At 73.9% G+C, this 17,162-nt stretch carries 16 protein-coding genes; 3 read left to right on the plus strand and 13 right to left on the minus strand.

Annotated elements, in window-relative coordinates; genetic code table 11:
• Positions 1 to 48 precede the first annotated feature (48 nt).
• The 5 genes from ABZ793_RS02165 to ABZ793_RS02185 form a co-directional block, all read right to left on the minus strand.
• Positions 49 to 540, minus strand: a complete 492-nt coding sequence (locus tag ABZ793_RS02165) for an SRPBCC family protein (protein ID WP_357450486.1) — start codon at positions 538 to 540, stop codon at positions 49 to 51.
• A gap of 102 nt (positions 541 to 642) precedes the next feature.
• On the minus strand, positions 643 to 2,343 hold the full coding sequence (locus ABZ793_RS02170; RefSeq protein ID WP_357450489.1) for an ABC transporter permease: 1,701 nt from the start codon (positions 2,341 to 2,343) through the stop codon (positions 643 to 645).
• Positions 2,328 to 3,092 (minus strand): ABC transporter ATP-binding protein, encoded by a 765-nt coding sequence (locus ABZ793_RS02175; RefSeq protein WP_350702602.1) that lies wholly within the window; start codon positions 3,090 to 3,092, stop codon positions 2,328 to 2,330. The genes ABZ793_RS02170 and ABZ793_RS02175 overlap by 16 nt, the downstream gene beginning before the upstream one ends.
• A 96-nt stretch (positions 3,093 to 3,188) precedes the next feature.
• Positions 3,189 to 4,829, minus strand: coding sequence for a cation acetate symporter (locus ABZ793_RS02180; protein WP_357450492.1), 1,641 nt, complete (start codon positions 4,827 to 4,829; stop codon positions 3,189 to 3,191).
• A gap of 1 nt (position 4,830) precedes the next feature.
• Positions 4,831 to 5,226, minus strand: coding sequence for a hypothetical protein (locus ABZ793_RS02185; protein WP_357450495.1), 396 nt, complete (start codon positions 5,224 to 5,226; stop codon positions 4,831 to 4,833).
• Between the two features lie 309 nt (positions 5,227 to 5,535).
• On the opposite strand from ABZ793_RS02185, the gene ABZ793_RS02190 reads away from it, so the two are divergent.
• Both ABZ793_RS02190 and ABZ793_RS02195 read left to right on the plus strand, forming a co-directional pair.
• Complete coding sequence (locus ABZ793_RS02190) at positions 5,536 to 6,099, plus strand: sigma-70 family RNA polymerase sigma factor (protein WP_357450501.1); 564 nt, start codon at positions 5,536 to 5,538, stop codon at positions 6,097 to 6,099.
• Positions 6,086 to 7,321 carry a hypothetical protein gene (locus tag ABZ793_RS02195; protein WP_357450504.1) on the plus strand — a complete coding sequence of 412 codons (1,236 nt, stop codon included), beginning with the start codon at positions 6,086 to 6,088 and terminating at the stop codon, positions 7,319 to 7,321. The genes ABZ793_RS02190 and ABZ793_RS02195 overlap by 14 nt, the downstream gene beginning before the upstream one ends.
• Positions 7,322 to 7,370: 49 nt before the next feature.
• Here the strand turns inward: ABZ793_RS02195 and ABZ793_RS02200 are convergent, their stop codons facing one another.
• The 5 genes from ABZ793_RS02200 to ABZ793_RS02220 form a co-directional block, all read right to left on the minus strand.
• Positions 7,371 to 8,033, minus strand: a complete 663-nt coding sequence (locus ABZ793_RS02200) for a DUF5701 family protein (protein ID WP_357450507.1) — start codon at positions 8,031 to 8,033, stop codon at positions 7,371 to 7,373.
• A 50-nt stretch (positions 8,034 to 8,083) separates the two neighbouring features.
• Positions 8,084 to 8,845 (minus strand): LytTR family DNA-binding domain-containing protein, encoded by a 762-nt coding sequence (locus ABZ793_RS02205; protein WP_350682550.1) that lies wholly within the window; start codon positions 8,843 to 8,845, stop codon positions 8,084 to 8,086.
• A gap of 17 nt (positions 8,846 to 8,862) precedes the next feature.
• Positions 8,863 to 10,089: a histidine kinase gene (locus ABZ793_RS02210; RefSeq protein WP_357450510.1), complete on the minus strand. Its 1,227-nt coding sequence runs from the start codon at positions 10,087 to 10,089 to the stop codon at positions 8,863 to 8,865.
• A gap of 39 nt (positions 10,090 to 10,128) precedes the next feature.
• The gene (locus tag ABZ793_RS02215; RefSeq protein ID WP_357450647.1) at positions 10,129 to 11,700 is read right to left on the minus strand and encodes a sugar transferase; all 1,572 of its coding nucleotides are present in this window, start codon (positions 11,698 to 11,700) and stop codon (positions 10,129 to 10,131) included.
• Between the two features lie 265 nt (positions 11,701 to 11,965).
• Positions 11,966 to 12,826, minus strand: coding sequence for a DNA-formamidopyrimidine glycosylase family protein (locus ABZ793_RS02220; protein ID WP_357450513.1), 861 nt, complete (start codon positions 12,824 to 12,826; stop codon positions 11,966 to 11,968).
• A 24-nt stretch (positions 12,827 to 12,850) separates the two neighbouring features.
• On the opposite strand from ABZ793_RS02220, the gene ABZ793_RS02225 reads away from it, so the two are divergent.
• Positions 12,851 to 14,125 (plus strand): glycosyltransferase, encoded by a 1,275-nt coding sequence (locus ABZ793_RS02225; protein ID WP_357450516.1) that lies wholly within the window; start codon positions 12,851 to 12,853, stop codon positions 14,123 to 14,125.
• 530 nt (positions 14,126 to 14,655) lie between these two features.
• Here ABZ793_RS02225 and ABZ793_RS02230 read toward each other — a convergent pair.
• From ABZ793_RS02230 to ABZ793_RS02240, 3 genes are read right to left on the minus strand one after another with little or no spacing between them, the layout of a single operon-like run.
• Positions 14,656 to 15,378 (minus strand): CDP-alcohol phosphatidyltransferase family protein, encoded by a 723-nt coding sequence (locus ABZ793_RS02230; protein WP_357450519.1) that lies wholly within the window; start codon positions 15,376 to 15,378, stop codon positions 14,656 to 14,658.
• Positions 15,353 to 16,420 (minus strand): iron-containing alcohol dehydrogenase family protein, encoded by a 1,068-nt coding sequence (locus ABZ793_RS02235; protein WP_357450522.1) that lies wholly within the window; start codon positions 16,418 to 16,420, stop codon positions 15,353 to 15,355. Before ABZ793_RS02235 ends, ABZ793_RS02230 begins: the two co-directional genes overlap by 26 nt.
• Positions 16,408 to 17,139 carry a phosphocholine cytidylyltransferase family protein gene (locus ABZ793_RS02240; RefSeq protein WP_357450650.1) on the minus strand — a complete coding sequence of 244 codons (732 nt, stop codon included), beginning with the start codon at positions 17,137 to 17,139 and terminating at the stop codon, positions 16,408 to 16,410. The genes ABZ793_RS02235 and ABZ793_RS02240 overlap by 13 nt, the downstream gene beginning before the upstream one ends.
• Positions 17,140 to 17,162: the final 23 nt, after the last annotated feature.

The following is a 17,162-nucleotide window of genomic DNA, read 5'->3' on the forward strand; positions in this document are numbered from 1 at the left end:
CAGGTCGGTCGGGCGCTCCTGATTCGGGCTGAGGCGCACCCCTGCCGCTCAGTCGTCGGTGAGGGCGCGGCGGGCGGCGGCCAGCACCTCGGGGTCGGTGCAGCCGGCGGCGTAGCCGGCGATCCGGCGGCGGATGTCTCGGTGGAGCAGCCAGACCCCGATCCGGTCGGCGACCGGACGTAGGAACGCCGGACGGCAGCGGAAGCTGTACCGCCAGGTGGCGACCGTGAACCCCGGCTCGGACGCGGGCGCGAAGCGCCAGCCGCCGGCGAACATCTCGAAGAACCACGGGCCACTCACCATCTTCATGCCGACGTGGCTCGGTGGCGCCCAGGAGACGTACTCGCTGACCATGGTCAGCCCGTGTCGGGAGCGGGTGAAGGTGCGAACGCCCTTGCCGGGGCGGGTCGCCCCGTCGACGAGTCGCTGCTCGCGGACGAACGGGTCCCAGCGGTAGCGCACCGGCGCGGTGGTCTGCGAGACCGCGAAGGCCAACTCGGGTGGCACCGGCACGGTCGCCACCGCCTCGACGACGGGCATCCGGCCATTGTGCCGCCGCCCGGCAAGCCCCCGGCGCGGGCGGCGCGGCTCTGCCGGCACACCGTGTGGGTGCTGCGGGTTGCGGCCCGACGGTGTCGATTCTCAGCGGCGCGGGGTCACCGTGGCGAGCAGTTCGGGCATGCGGCGGTCCAGCACGTCGCCGGCCAGGTACGCGCCGAGCAGCGCGGCGCCCAGGCCGTACGCCGCGCCGACCGGCAGGGCCAGCCAGAGCCAGACGTCGCCGAGCAGCCCGGCGGCCACCACCATCGGCACCGCGGCGACCGCCGAGGCGAGCATGGACAGCAGGGTGAGGAAGCTCTTCGCCACCCCGGCGCCGCTGTTTAGCGCGAACGGGTTGCTCGTCTCCGGCAGCGAGTACGCCCCGAGCACCGAGACGAAGGTGTTGACGGCGAGCCCCGCGCCGTAGGTGGCGACCAGGGTGCCCGCCATCAGCCCGATCCAGCCGGGCTCGCCGAGGACCACCGCCACCACCACGGAGATCACCGCCAGCATCGGCAGCAGGTAGATCGAGAACGCGGCCATCCGGGCGCGCAACTCCAGCTGCCCCGGCACGCCCGCCACCACGTTCGCGGCGTACGCGCTGCCGTCGAAGCCGAACTGGTTGGCCAGGGTGACCGCGGCGAGCAGGCCCACGAAGAGCATCGACAGGGTGACCAGCACCGGCGACGCCGTGTCGGGGACGCTGAACCCCTGCTCCGCCCCCACGCTGAAGCCCGAGCCGCCGAGGTTGACCATGACCGGCACGAAGAGGCCGACGACCGCGACGGTGATCAGGTTGGCCCGCCGCCGGGCGTCCCGCCACCAGTAGCGGACGTCCCGGGCGACCAGCGCGCCGAACCGGTCCCGGCGGGCCCAGCCGGCCGCGCGGGGGAAGAGCTGGGCGACCGCCCCGCCGGCCACGCCGCGTCGGTCTCGGGCCGGGCCGGCGCTGGCCGCGCCCACCATGGCCGACTCGAGCGAGCGGGACCACCAGGCCAGCAGCGCGACGATCGCCGCCGCCGTGATCAGCAGCTTCACCGGGGCGGCCCAGGCGCGGCCCTCGGCCACGTCGATGCCGGCCGTCCAGGGGGCGCCGAACGGCGTCCAGCCGATCACCTCGGCCACGCCGTCGAGCCGGTCCCAGTCCGCGTCCCCGAGGGCGGCGACGCCCGCGAGCTGCAACGGGCCGAGCAGCGCGGCGAGTACGGCGAGCAGCACGGCGGCCAGGTCACGGACCCGGCGGGACCGCAGCGCCGTGGCGAACGCGCTGGTGACCGCCCGGGCCCCCGCGACGCAGAGCAGAAGCCCGGCGACCACCCCGACCGACATCACCGCGGCGGCGGACCAGCCGCCCAGCGCCCCGGCGGTGACCACCAGCCCGGAGAGGGCCAGCAGCACCGCGAGCGTGGGGACGCTGACGAAGGCGGCGGCGAACAGGCCGGTGACCAGCGTGCGGCGGGGCAGCGGCAGCAACGCGAACCGGGCCGGGTCCAGCGTCTCGTCCACCCCGAAGAAGACCAGCGGCAGCAGCAGCCAGCCGAGCACGGCCAAGCCGCCGCCGAGGGAGGCGACCATCAGCGCGTAGCGGCCCCCGTCGGCCAGGCCGGGCGCGGCGAAGAGGAAGAAGCCGGTGCCGCCGAGCCAGAGGCCGGCCAGCACGCCGGCCACGAAGAGGCCGACCCGCCAGCCCTGACCCCGGAAGTTGTTGCCCATCACCCGCAGCTTGAGCCGGACGAAGTGCCGGGCGGAGACCCGTCGGACCGCCGTCGCCGGGCTGGTCGGGTGCGTCACCGCGACAGCCACGCCAGCTCCTCACCAGTCGCCGTGCGGCCGCCGACCACCTCGACGAAGACCTGCTCCAGCGGCCGGCCACCGCGCACCTCGTCGATCGTGCCGACGCGCTTGATGGTGCCCGCCGCCAGGATCGCCACGTGCGAGCAGAGCCGCTCGACGACCTCCATGACGTGGCTGGAGAAGACGACCGTCCCGCCCCCGGTCACGTACCGGTGCAGGATGTCCCGGATTAGCGCGGCCGACACCGGGTCGACCGCCTCGAAGGGCTCGTCCAGCACGAGCAGCCGGGGCCCGTGCAGCAGCGCGCAGGCCAGGCCGATCTTCTTCTTCATGCCGGCGGAGTAGTCGACCACCAGGGTCCGCCCGGCGTCGCCGAGCGCGAGCACGTCCAGCAGCTCCGCCGCCCGCTGGTCGACCACCGCCGGGTCCATGCCCCGCAGCAGGCCGTGGTACGCGAGCAGCTCCGCGCCGCTGAGCCGGTCGAAGAGGCGTACGCCGTCCGGCATCACGCCGAGCAGCTGCTTCGCGGCCACCGGGTCGGCCCAGACGTCATGCCCCAGCACCCACGCCCCACCGGCGTCGGGCCGGAGCAGGCCGACCGCCATGGACAGGGTCGTCGTCTTGCCGGCGCCGTTCGGGCCGAGCAGGCCGTAGAAGGAGCCGGCCGGGACGTCCAGGTCGACACCGGCCACCGCGACCTTGCCGTCGAACTGTTTGGCCAGGCCACGGAGGGAGAGAGCCGGGTGCTCAGCAGTCATGCGTCCGACCGTATCCGGCATCGGCCGGCCACCGGTCCGGCCGCAGGATGATCCCCGGTCATCCCCGAGACGTACCCGGGGCGTGGCGGCGGTCGCTCACAGCCGCAGCGTCTCCGGCGCGTGCAGCCGGAGCATGGTGGCCCCGACGTCGGCCGGCGCCCGGCGGCGGGTCGCCACGGACACCGCCACCATCACGGTGAAGGCCAGCGGCACCGTCCACGCGGCCGGCTGCGCGGTGAGCGTGGCCGGCCAGCCGGACAGCGGCGGGCCGAGCACGGTGACCAGCACCGCCCCGACCGCGGCGCCGCCGCCGACCAGGATCCCGGCGGCGGCGCCGAGGTCGGTCAGCCCGCGCCACCAGATGCCGAGGACCAGCAGCGGGCAGAAGCTGGACGCGGCGACCGCGAACGCCAGCCCGACCACCTGGGACACGTCCAGCCCGGCGAGGTTGAGCGCGAGCACCGCCGGCACGCCGCCGGCGATCACCGTGGCCAGCCGGAACCCGCGGACCGAGCCCCGGCCGAGCACGTCGGTCGAGATCACCCCGGCGACGCTGGTGAGCAGCCCGGACGAGGTGGACAGGAAGGCCGCGAACGCGCCGGCAGCGACCAGCGCGGCGAGCAGCCGCCCGGTCGGCCCGTCGCCCAGCGCGGCTCCCGGCAGCAGCACCACCACCGCGTCCGTCTGGCCGGTGACCAGCAGTTGCGGGGTGTAGATCCGGCCGAGCACCCCGTAGATGGTCGGCAGCAGATAGAACGCGCCGACCAGGGCCAGCACGACCAGCGTGGTGCGCCGGGCGGCCGCGCCGTCCGGGTTGGTGTAGAAACGCACCAGCACGTGCGGCAGCCCCATGGTGCCGAGGAAGGTGGCCAGGATCAGCGAGTAGGTCGCGAACAGGCCCCGGTCGTCGTCCCCGGCGGTGCTCGGCAGCAGCCAGTCGGCCGCGTCGGTGGCCACCCCGGAGACCTCCGGCACCGGGTCACCGGCGGCGAAGGACAGCTCGTCGCCGGGGCGTACCTCCCGGATCTGGCCGTCGGGAAGGGTGAGGGTCGCGCGGTGCTCGACCACGACGGTGGTCGCGGTCCGGAACGCCGGCCCGTCGGGCGGGGTCACCGCCGGCCGGGCGTCGGCCTGCCACTGCAACGCCAGGAAGATCGCCGGTACGGCGAGCGCGGTCAGCTTCAGCCAGTACTGGAAGGCCTGGACGAAGGTGATCGCGCGCATGCCGCCGAGCGCCACGTTCGCGGTGACCACCACGGCCACCAGCAGGGCCCCCAGGGGGTACGGCGAGCCGGTCACCGTGGCCAGCGTCAGCCCCGCCCCCTGGAGCTGCGGCACGAGGTAGAGCCAGCCGATGAAGATCACGAATGCGGTGGCGAGGGTGCGTAGCCGGCGCGAACCGAGCCGCAGCTCGCAGAAGTCCGGCAGGGTGAACGCGCCGGAGCGGCGCAGCGGCGCGGCCACGAAGAGCAGCAGCGCGAGGTAGCCGGCGGCGAAGCCCACCGGGTACCAGAGCACGTCGACGCCGTACTTGAGGATCAGCCCGGCGACGCCGAGGAAGCTCGCCGCCGAGAGGTACTCCCCGCCGATCGCCGCCGCGTTCCAGGTCGGGCTGATCGCCCGCGAGGCGACCAGGAAGTCGGAGGTGGTGCGCGCCAGCCGCAGCCCGTAGAAGCCGATGCCGACGGTGACCAGGGTGACCGCCACGATCGCCGGGACGACGAGACCGTTGCCCACGTCAGCGCTCCGGCCGCTGGACTAGGTCGGTGAAGTCCTGCTCGTTCCGTTCGGCGAGCCGCACGTACGCCCAGCCGACCGCGATCAGGAAGGGGAACGAGACCACGCCGAGCAGCAGCCAGGGCAGGTTGACGCCGAGCACGGTGATCCGGCCGACGTCGGGCGCGATGGCGAACAGCCACGGCAACCCGCCGAGCCCGATCGCCACCACCAGGGAGAGCCGCAGGGCCAGCGCGAACTGGGCCCGGACCAGCCCCCGGACGAGCGCCTCGCCGACCCGGGTCTGCTGGGCCAGCTCGGCGCGGGTGCGTTCCGCCCGGTCCTCGCGGCGCGACACCTCGGCCAGCACGATCCGGGCCCGGGGCTGGGCGGCCGGAGTCTGCCGCGGCACCCCCATCCGCCCCGGTGCTTCGGGCCGGCCCGACCGGGGCGCCGGGACGGGATCGTCGGCAGCGGCCACCCCGGCAGTCTGGCCCGATCACCGCGATTGTCAAGGGCACCCGTCGCACTCGTCGCCACTCGTCGCACTCGTCTCAGCCGTGGCACGTTTGCGGCCGCCGCGGCCCGTGCGCGTGATCCACAGCGGGCTGTGCACAACCTGTGGAGAACGCGTCACCCCTGTGGATAACTCCGTGGGAATCTCTCGATCGGCTGGGGAACCTGCCGCCGCGCTCGTGGGTGGAACAGGTGGAGGAGGGAGGTGACGGTGTCCGACGGCGATCTGATCTCGGAGCTCTACGCCGGGTGTTTCCGCCGGCTCGTGGTGCAGCTCTACGCGGTGACCGGCGACCTGAACGAGGCGCAGGAGGCGGTCCAGGAGGCGTTCACCAGGGCGCTGGCCGCGCCCCGGCGCTTCGCCCGGCTGGAGAACCCGGAGTCGTGGCTGCGGCGGGTCGCGGTGAACGTGGCCCGCAGCCGGTACCGGCGACGGCGGGTGCTCGAAGGGCTGCTGCGCCGGATCGGCCCGCCGCCCGCCGTCGCCGACCGCGCGCCGGAGCACCTCGCGTTGCTGGCCGCGCTGCGCGGGCTGCCCGACGGGCAGCGGCACGCGCTCGCCCTGCACTACCTGGTCGACCTGCCGGTCGACGAGGTGGCGGCGACGCTCGGCGTCTCCGCCGGCACGGTCAAGTCCCGCCTGTCCCGCGGCCGGCAGGCGCTGGCGGCGCTGCTCACCGACGACCGCGACCACGAGGTGCGGCGCGACCGCGACCAGGAGCGCGTCGACACCGCCGAGACCACGCAGACCGGGAGGGCCGATGTCCGATCGTGAGTTCACCGGGTTCGACGTCGAGACCGTCGCAGACGCCGTCCGTCAGCCGCCGCTCGGCGACCTCCGGCGCGCGGCGCGGCTGCGTCGTCGCCGCCGGGCGGCCGGCGTCGGGTCGGCAGTCGCGCTGGCGCTCGGCGGTACGGCGGTCGCCCCGTTCACCGGGCACGGGGGCGGGGTGGACTTGGCCGGTCCGGACCCGACCGACCCGCCGGCCGACCCTCGCGTGAGCCATCTGGTCGTGCTCTCCGAGCGGTCGGCGGTGGCGGTGGAGGAGGCCGACAACGGATGTCGGCTGAGCTTCACGGCCACCACCGACGCCGGGCGTACCTGGTCGGGCTGGCGCACCAACTACCTCGACGGCCCGTGCAGGTCGGACGCGGAGGGACGCCGCACCTCGGACGTCCGGTTCACCGTGCTCGACGAGCGGCGGTACCTGGTCAGCATCGACGGCAGCCAGGTCGTCTCGCTGGACGCCGGCCTCACCTGGCGGAGTCTCGCGTCGGTGGCGACCGAGGTCCGTGCCTTCCCCGAGAACGCCCATCCGGCACGCTGCGCGGAGTCCTGCGGGGCGATGCCGCGCCCGCTGGCGGTCGATTCGAGCACCTGGCGGGTGTACCGGCTCACGGACGCGCCCGGGGAGGCCGTGCCGCAGGCGGTGGACCAGGCCGATGACGGCGCCCTCTGGCTCATGTCGCCCGCGCCCGACCACGGAGCGCCCGCCTCGGTCGCCCTCAGCGTCGACCGGGGAGCGACCTGGCGCACGTCGACGGTGCCCGAGGGTGTGTGGGCGAGCTCGTTGGTCGCCGTGAGTGCGCAGGAGGCGTACGTGCTGGGCGGGACCATGTCCGCCGACCCGCACGGGGAGCGACCCGCCGGTCCGGCCCGGCTGCTGCACACCACGGACGGCGGCCGGTCCTGGGCGGATGTCGGCACCGACCTCCCCTCGACGGACATGGTCCGGGGGATCACCCGGGGCGCGAACGGGGCCCTGCTCGTCGGCGACGTGACGCAGGACGGCGCCACGTCGTTCGTGTGGATCAGCCGGGACGGCGGGCGGCACTTCAGCCGGAGCACGCGGACCGGCAACGAGGGCACGTCGTTCGGCACGTCCCGGGGGCTGGTCTGGCTGGCCGATCGGGAGGACCCCACCGACGCCAACTCGGTCGTCGTCCACGTCAGTGCCGACGGTGAGGACTGGAGCCGGCTGACGTTGCCCCGGTGAGTGGAGGCGGGGACGGCCGGGATACCTCGCCCGGCCGTCCCCGCGACCGTCAGCCCAGCCCGACGCGCTCGGGGCGGGCGGAGGCGGAGCCGAGCCAGGTGTGCGGGTTGCCGTACCAGCACCAGCCGAGCTTCGGCGCGTTCTGGCTGATCCAGATCGCCGGCACCCGCCTGTCGCCGCAGCGGGAGCCGACCAGCGAGAAGCACTTGTTCTTCGCCAGCGCCTCGGGGTGCAGCGCGACGAAGGCGATTCCCTCGTCGATGCTGAGCGGCAGCCGGCCCTGGCCGGTGATCACCTCCATCGCGGCGGCGGGGGGCAAATTCAGCGTCTCCTCGCCCCGGTCGACGTCGAAGAGCAGGTACGCCGGCCCGGCCGGCACCTCCAGCTCCTTGATCGGGTCGAACTTCGGTAGGTCACCCTCGGCGTAGTGCCGGTCGACGATCCCCGGCTTCCGCTTGCCGGCCAGCGTGGTGAGTGCGACGCGCTCCTCCACCGGCACCAGGTCGCGGGTGACCACCAGCAGGAACGGCACCCGTCCCTCGGTCGGGGCGGGCAGGCCGGCCGCCCCGGCGACGGCCGCCGCGCGCAGCGGGGCGACCAGGTCACGGAAGGCGTCCTCGGTCAGGTCGGCCAGGGCCGGGTAGCCCAGCTCCACCAGGCGGTCGAGCTGGCGGTCGAATTCGGTCGCGGCGTCGAACAAGGCGGCCTCCATTTTCGTACGGAGTACCGTACAGCGTACGACAATGCGAGCTTATTCCCGCCTCAGCGGTTCCAGTCCTGCTTCGCCGCGCGGACCAGCTTGTCCTTCAGCTCGCGGGTGTGCCGTCGGCTCACCGGCAGTTCGGCCGAGTCGACCACCACCACGTACCCGGAGTTGACGAGTCGCAGCTCGGCGATCAGCTTGAGCTGCACCAGGTACGACCGGTGGATCCGGACGAACCCGGCATCCGCCCAGCGCTCGGCCAGGGTCGCCAGCGACACCCGGACGAGGTGCGAGCCGTCGGCGGTGTGCAGTCGCGCGTAGTCGCCCTGTGCCTCCACCCAGCGCACCGCCGAGCGGGGCAGCATCCGGGTGGTGCCGGCCAGCTCGATCGGGATGGTCGGATCCTCCTCCGCCCGCGCGAGGGCCGCCGGGTGCGACGGCACCACCCGGGATCCGATCACCCGGCGCAGCGACTCGGCGAGGCGCTCGGCGCGTACCGGCTTGCGGACGTAGTCGGTGGCGCCCAGGTCGAACGCGTCCACCGCCCCGTCGTCGTACGCGGTGACGAAGACGATCGCCGGTGGGCGGGCGAAGCGGCGCAGCACCCGGGCCAGCTCCATGCCGTCCAGGCCGGGCATCCGGATGTCGAGGAAGACCACGTCCACGTCGCCGTCGCGGAGCACCCGCAGCGCCTCGGTGGCGTCCCCCGCCGTGTGCAGCCGGGCCACCCGGGGGTCGGCCCGCAGGTGGTACGCCAGCTCGTCCAGCGCCGGCGGCTCATCGTCGACCGCCAGCACCCGGAGGAAACCGGACGGGTTCACCCCGCCGGTCCGGTCGGTCACGAGCCCGCCCGTACGCCGGGGTGGAACTTCGGCACCCGCATGCTCACCTTCGTACCGGAACCGAGGCCCGTCTCGACGACGAGGCCGAAGCCGTCCCCGAAGACCGAGCGGAGCCGCTCGTCGACGTTGGAGAGGCCGACGTGCTGGCCCGGGTCGTCGCCCGGGTCCCCGGTGGCGCCGGCCAGCTCGGCGATGCCGGCGGTCAGCGCGGTCGGATCCATCCCCACTCCGTCGTCCTCCACCGTTATGTGGCACTCCGTGCCCGCGTCCCGGGCCTCGATGCACACCATGCCCGTGCCCGGCTTGCGGGACAACCCGTGCCGGACGGCGTTCTCGACCAGCGGTTGCAGGCAGAGGAACGGCAGGGTCACGGGCAGCACCTCGGGGGCGATCTGGAGGCGCACCTGGAGCCGGTCGCCGAACCGGGCCCGCTCGATGGTCAGGTAGCGGTCGATCGAGCGCAGCTCCTCGGCCAGCGTGGTGAACTCGCCGTGCGCCCGGAACGAGTACCGGGTGAACTCGGCGAACTCCAGGATCAGCTCCCGGGCCCGGTCCGGGTCGGTGCGCACGAACGAGCCGATCGCGGTCAGCGCGTTGTAGATGAAGTGCGGGCTGATCTGGGCGCGCAGGGCGCGCACCTCGGCGCGGGCCAGCCGCTCCCGCGAGGAGTCCAGCTCGGCCAGGGCGAGCTGGTTGCCGGCCCAGTGCGCCGTCTCCAGGGTGGCCTGCACCAGGCCGGGCTCCGGCTGGCCGTCGGCGACCGCGACCAGCGCGCCGACCGTGCGCCCGTCGGCGCCGGTCAGCGGGGCGACCACCGCGCCGCGCACCGGGCAGTCCACCCGGTCGCAGTGCAGCTCCGAGTCGCCGAGCACGGTCGAGCGGCCCGTCGCCACGGCCCGCCGGGCCGCCGCGACCAGTTGGTCGTCGTGGTGCCCGCCCCGCCCGTCCAGGGCGAGCAGCGTGTCCCGGTCCGTCAGCGCCAGCCCGGCCGCCCCCACCAGGGCCCGCAGGTGGCGTACGGCCTTCGCCGCGTTGGCCGCCCCCAGGCCGGCGCGCAGCGGCTCGGCGGCCAGCCCGGCGGTGTGCAACACCTCGTAGGTGGCCCGCTGGGTGGCCGTGGCGATGCCCCGCCGCCCGCGCAGCCGGACCACCGCGAACAGGGCCGCGGCCAGCGCGGTGACCAGCGAGACGACGCCGAAGACGGCCGAGAGGTTGCCACCCACGCAGCGATCCTGGCCCCTGTCGGCCCGCTCGCCAAGGGGTCAGTACGCGCCCTTGCGGGCGAGCACCACTCCGACCGTGCGCCACAGGATGCTCAGGTCGTACGCCAGCGACCAGTTGTCGACGTAGTAGAGGTCGAGCCGGACCGCCTCGTCCCAGGACAGGTCGGAGCGGCCGGAGACCTGCCACAGCCCGGTCATGCCCGGCCGGACCAGCAGGCGCCGGCGCACGTCGCCGAGGAAGTCGCCGTCGTCGGCGGGCAGCGGGCGCGGCCCGACCAGCGACATCTCACCCTTGAGCACGTTGATCAGCTGGGGCAGCTCGTCCAGCGACGAGGCCCGCAGGAAGCGGCCCACCGGGAAGACCCGCGGGTCCTGCTTCATCTTGAACAGCATGCCGTCGGTCTCGTTCTGGTCGACCAGGCTGGCCAGCCGGTCCTCCGCGTCCACGTACATGGTGCGGAACTTCCAGACCCGGAAGGTGCGGCCCTCGTGGCCGACCCGGGGCTGGCGGAAGAACACCGGGCCGGGGTCGGAGAGGCGGATCGAGATCCCGATGGCCAGGAAGACCGGGACCAGCAGCAGCAGGCCCAGCCCGGCGGCCACCCGGTCCATCAGGTTCTTGGCGAGCAGCGCCGGCCCGGACAGGGTCGGCTCCTCGACGTGCAGCAGCGGCAGGCCCTCGATCGGCCGGATGTGCACCCGGGGACCGGCGATGTCGGTGAGCTGCGGGGCGACGACCAGGTCGACGCCGGAGCCCTCCAGCTGCCAGGCCAGTCGGCGCAGCTCGCCCGGCTCGGCGCTGGCCGAGCCGCAGACCGCGATCGTGTCGCCGCCCACCTCGCGGACGAGGGCGAGGACGTCCCGGCCCGCGTACACCGGGACCGGGGTCTCGATGCCCTTGGCGGCCGCGTAGCCGTCGGTGACGTGGATGGCGACCGGCACCAGCCCGGCGGCCGGGTTGCGGGTGACCGCGGTGTAGACCTCCAGGCACTCCGGCAGGGTGCCGACCAGCACCATCCGGTGGCCGGCCTGGCCGACGTTGCGCCGGACCACGTGCAGCACGAAGCGGCAGAGCATCCGGTTCAGCAGGATCAGCAGCAGCGCGGCGAGCAGGGCGGTGCCGACCGTGTAACGGGACAGGTCGGTCTTGGTGGCGAAGGCGAGGAAGGACACCGTCGCCGTGACGGCCACGCCGGCCCGGATGACCCGCTTGTACTCGTCCGGCCCGAGGCCCAGGTAGCGCCGGTCGTAGGCCCGGTTGGCCCAGAGGCTGACCACCCAGCCGAGCGGCAGCAGCACGAACGCCACCGTGTGGAACCACGTCGGGTCCTGCTCGGCGTTGTAGAAGCCCGCCCGGGACTGGTCGAACGTCTCGATGGCGATCAGGCTGGCGGCCGCGGCGGCCGCGAAGTCGAGCAGCAGCAGGAGGGTGATGTAGGGGCGGTGCCAGCGCGACACCCGGCGGCGGGCCCGGGCCCACGCGGACCGGGGTACGCCGTTGGGGGACGGCGACGCCGGCGGCTGGATCTCGAAGCTGTCGACGTGCCGCACGAGTTTGCTCCGGCCTGTGTTGGTTACCGGGCGCTGGAGGCTTGTCGTCACCTCACCCATGTCCTCCCGCATGACACGTGCCGCTCACTCGCCGTGAGGGCCCGGGTCGCCCACCGTCCCAGTCTCCCACGCGGTGCCGACCCGTACGCCGACCCGAGGGACATTGCGCCGGTGTGGTGCCGCCTGGCGTCTGGCCGGCTCCGCGCCATTTCAGAAGCCGGGGACCGAGCCACTATACCGATGGATTGCGCCCCCGGTAGAGCTCCGACTCCGACCTTCGGAACGAGAGGGCCGATTCCTCTCCGTAGCCGGGGAGTGTCGTCACTCACCGTACGAGCCGCGACAACCGACGGTCAGCGAGGGGCTTGCCGCCGGTCTGACAGGTGGCGCAGTACTGGAGGCTGGAGTCGGCGAACGAGACCTCGCGGACGGTGTCGCCGCAGACCGGACAGGGCTGCCCGGTCCGGGCGTGCACCTTCAGGCCCGAGCGCTTCTCGCCCTTCAGCTCGGCCGCCTTCTGCCCGACCGACCGGCGCACCGCGTCGCCGAGCACCTCCCGCGTGGCCGCGTGCAGGGCCGCGAGCTGGTCGTCGGTCAGCCGGTGGGTCAGCGCGAACGGCGACAGCTTCGCCGCGTGCAGGATCTCGTCGGAGTACGCGTTGCCGACGCCGGCCAGCACCGTCTGGTCGGTGAGCACCCCCTTGACCTGGCCCTTGCGGCTGCGCATCCGCTCGGCGAAGGTGGCCGGGTCGGCGGCGAGGGCGTCGGGGCCGAGCCGGGCCACCCCGGGCACCGTCGCCGGGTCCGTCACCAGGTAGACGGCGAGGCTCTTCTGGGTGCCGGCCTCGGTCAGGTCGAAGCCGGAGCCGTCGTCGAGGCGTACCCGCAGGGCGACCGGGCCCTTGCCGGGGCGCAGCGGGGCGGCGGACGGGAACGCCTCCCGGTAGTGCAGCCAGCCCGCCCGTGCCAGGTGCACCACCACGTGCAGGTCGCCGTCGAGCACCACGTCGAGGAACTTGCCGTGCCGGCGGGCGTCCACCACGGCCCGCCCGGCGGCGGCGGTCGGTGCCGGGTCGTACGTCTTCAGGGCGCTGATCGCGGCGACCTCCATGCGGTCGACGCGCCGCCCCACCGCGCGCTCGCGCAGGTAACCCGCGAGCGCCTCAACCTCCGGTAGTTCGGGCACCAGCCAACGGTAGCCTTCTTTCCCGTGAGAATCGTGGTGGCGCACAACCGGTACCGGGAAGCCCAGCCGTCCGGTGAGAACACGATCGTCGACGCGGAGATCGCCCAACTGACGGCGGCCGGCGTCGAGGTGCTGCCGTTCATCCGCAGCTCGGACGAGATCCCGACGATGCCGAAGTCGGCCAAGGCGCTGCTGCCGATCTCCCCCATCTGGGCGCCCCGCGCGCAGGAGGACCTGAGTCGGCTGATCACCGAGCACCGGCCGGACGTGCTGCATCTGCACAACCCGTACCCCCTGATCTCGCCCTGGGTGGTGCGGACCGCGCACCGGCACGGCGTGCCGGTGGTGCAGACGGTGCACAACTACCGGCAGGTCTGCTCCTCCGGGCTCTACTTCCGGGACGGGATGATCTGCCAGGACTGCCGGGGCCGGGCGCTGGGCGTGCCGGCGATCGTGCACCGCTGCTACCGGGGCTCGCGGGCGCAGAGCGCGCTGATGGCGACCACGCTGGCCGTGCACCGCGGCACGTGGCGCTCGGTGGACCGGTTCATCGCGCTCACCTCGGCGGTCGCCGACCACCTGCGCGACTACGGCATCCCGGCCGGGCGGATCGTGGTCAAGCCGAACGCGATCCCCGACCCGGGCCGCCCCGCCCCGCTGGGCGAGGGGTTCCTCTTCCTCGGCCGGCTCTCCCCCGAGAAGGGGCTGGACCTGCTCCTGGACGCCTGGCGGCGACACCCGGACGGGGCGCTCGGCCCGCTGCGCATCGCGGGCGACGGCGAGCTGCGCCCGCTGGTGGAGGCAGCGGCCGCGGACCGGGCGGACGTGACCTTCCTCGGGCCGCTGGACCGGGCGGGGGTGCGCGCCGCGCTGGAGGCGAGCGCGGTGGTGCTGGCCACCTCGACCTGGCACGACGTGCTGCCCACCGTGATCATCGAGGCGCTCGCCGCCGGCCGCCCGGTGCTCGGCACCGCGCTCGGCGGCATCCCCTACCTGGTCGGCGCGGACGCGCCCCGCGAGCCCGCCGGCACCGGACCGGCCGCCGTCGCCTCCGCCGTCGCCGGGGACGGGCCGGTGCCCCTGCCGGCGGGTGTGCGGCGGGGCGAGGCCGGCTGGGTGGCGCCTCCCGAGCCGGCGGCGTTGGCCGCCGCCCTGCCGGTGGCCGCCGCCGGGGCCGCGGCGCTGGCGCCGGCCGCCAGGCTGCGCTACGAGCGCACCTTCCACCCCGACGTGGTCACCAAGCAACTCCTCGACATCTACGCCGGTGTCCTGCGCACCGGCACGCCGGCCGGTCGCTGAGCCGCCCGGCGTGCCGGTCGACCGCTGAGCCGGCCGGCCCTCGGTCGGATCCTGGCGCTGCCGGCCCTCGGCCGGCCGCTGAACCGCTGTCGCTCCGGTGGGACGCGGGGCGTGCCGATGAGCCAGTCGGCCGTCGCTCCGCGTGACTGTCCGTCAGGGAGCGGCCCGCTTCACTGAGCGTGATTGCACTCGCTCTCGTGCGATGTCCAGAATGTCGCCTCAAGTGTCAGGCATGCCCCTTGAGCAGCGCCTTCACCATGATCGGCGTTTGGCCCCCGGTGACCACTCGCCGACGCTTTGCTCTGCACCCACCGGCGCACCAGCTACCGCACGTGTCCGGTGCGTGAATGGGTGCAGAGCAAAGCGTGCGGTGCGGGAAACCGGCGGGCGCCGGGACACGCGCATGGATATCACGGAGGGTAACTGTGCCCGGTGCCCGGTGCCCGTGCCTGGTGCCCGTGCTCGGTGCCGGGCGTCAGGCCGGGTGCTGGTGGCAGCCGGGCGGACCGGGAGGTGGTCGGATGTTCCTCTCAGCGCAGCGAGGCGCGGGCGGAGAAGGCGATGCTGGCGAGCAGGAAGCCGCCGTTGACGATCGTGAAGGCGACCATCACCCAGAGGGCGAGGGCGGGGGCGAAGATCAGCACCAGGCCGGCGGCGAAGATCACCGCGCCGTAGTCGCGGACCAGCTTCACCAGGCGTACGGGCAGCGAGGTGGAGGTGACCATGCTGGCCGCGTTCGGGCCGGCCTGCATCACCGAGGTGACCAGGTTGACCATCCAGGTGCCGGCGAAGACCGCGACGAGCCAGCTCGGCGTCGACGGCTCCTGCGCCACCGCCGTCGCCGCCAGCGCGGCGACCAGGGCGATCTGGGCGGCCACGTCGCAGAGCACGTCGACCCGGGCACCGGCCGCGCTGCCCTGCCCGGTCACCCGGGCGAGCTGGCCGTCGGCGCAGTCCAGGCAGTACGCCACCTGCCAGCCGACCAGGGCGAGCAGCCCGACCGCCCAGGCCGGGACCTCGCCGGCGGCGACCCGGCCGGCGAGCGCGACCACGGTGACCGAGGTGGCCAGGCCGAGCACCAGGTTGGTGATGGTCAGCGCGGTCGGGCGCAGCCCAAGCCGCTGGGCGACGAGCGCGAAGACCGCGCCCAGCCACTGGCTGACCGATTCGCTGAACAGGCCGCCACCCCGGTTCACCCGGTGGAAGTCGGCGACGGTGGGGCGGGGCTCAGCCAAGGTGGTCGCGGATTGCACCGGCGTAGTCTGCCAGCCGCTCCCGGATCTCGGTAGGCGACATCGCCAGGTGTTCGAGGATGGTGTAGCGGTCCGGCCGGGTACGCGGCGCGAAGTCGACCGCCTCGACGAACTGCTCGTCGGTGAGCCCGAGCCCCGCCGGGCCCGTCGGCAGCCCGTGCCGGTGCAGGCAGCGGGCCAACTGCCCGAACCGCTCCAGGTCGCCCCGGAGGAACGTGCAGAACAGCGCGCCGACGCCGGCCTGCTCGCCGTGCGAGCCGGTGCCGGGGAAGAGCCGGTCGATCGCGTGCGAGATCTCGTGGTCGCCGCCGCTCGCAGGCCGGCTGGAACCGCAGATCGACATCGAGATGCCGCCCAGGATCAGCGCCTCGGCCAGCGTGGTGAGGAAGCCGTCGTCGGTGATCTTCCCGGGGTGGTTGATCAGCGCCTCGGCGCCCGTCCGGGCCAGGGTCACCGCCAGGCCGTCGATCGGCTCGCCGCGCACCTGGTGGGCGAGTTCCCAGTCGGCGCAGGCGCTCAGGTTGCTCACCGCGTCGCCGATGCCCGCCTGGGTCTGCCGGTCCGGCCCGTGCTCCACGAAGTCCAGGTCGACCATGACCGCGATCGGGATGTGCACGCCGTAGGAGCCCTTGCCGCCCTCGTGGGTCAGTGAGGCCACCGGCGAGGCGATGCCGTCGTTGGCCAGGCTGGTCGCCACGGTCACCATCGGGATGCCGTACCGGGTGGCGGCGTACTTCGCGGTGTCGATGGTCTTGCCGCCGCCGATGCCGACCACCGCGTCGTAGTTGCGGCGGCGGAGCTGGTCGCCCAGCTCGTTGGCGGAGTCGAGGCTGCCCCCGGCCACCGTGAACACGTCGGCCGAGCCCAGGGTGGGCCGGCACAGCTCGACGATCCGCTCGCCCTGCCCCGGCCCGACCACCACCGCCACGTCCCCGCCGGCGGAGATCCGCCGGTCGGCCAGGAGCGGCCCCAGGTCGGCCACCGCCCCCCGCCGCACCTCGATCGCGAGCGGGGTGTTGACCGTACGGGCTAGTAGCGGCACGCGATCTCCCGCGCGCGGGCCAGGTCGGCGTGGTTGTCGACCTCGACCCAGGAGACGTCCCCGATCGGCGCCGCCCGGACCTCGCCGCCCCGGTCGGCGAACTCCTGGTAGCCGTCCTCGTAGTAGAGGTTCGGGTCGCGCCGCCAGGTCGCCTCCAGCGCGTCGGCGAGGGCGTCGGCCACCTGCGGCTCGATCAGCGTCGCGCCGATGTACTCCCCGTACGCCTCGCCCGGGTCCATGATCTTGGTGATCCGGGTGAGCTGGCCTGCCGCGTCGAAGGTGGTCTTCATCTCCTCCTCGGCCAGCGCCTTGATCGTGTCGACGGCGAGCAGGATGCCCGGGCCGCGCTCGGCCAGCAGGGTCTTCTCCACGCTCACCGGATGCACGGTGTCGCCGTTGACCAGCAGCACGCCCCGGGCGAAGTGCTCCCGGGCCAGCCAGAGCGAGTACGCGTTGTTCCACTCCTCGGCCTTGTCGTTGTGCACCAGGGTCAGCGTGACGCCGTACCGCTTCTCCAGGTCGGCCTGCCGCTCGCGCACCGCGTCGGCCGCGTAGCCGACCACGATCACGATCTCGGTGAGCCCCACCTCGGCCAGGTTCCGCAGCGCGATGTCCAGGATGGTGGTGTCACCGTCCACCGGCACCAGCGCCTTCGGCAGGGTGTCGGTGTACGGGCGCAGCCGGCGCCCCGCCCCGGCCGCGAGCACCATCCCGATCATTGAGGCGTCCTCCCTCGTACGAC

The organism is Micromonospora sp. NPDC047465, assembly GCF_040643125.1.
Lineage (GTDB): Bacteria > Actinomycetota > Actinomycetes > Mycobacteriales > Micromonosporaceae > Micromonospora.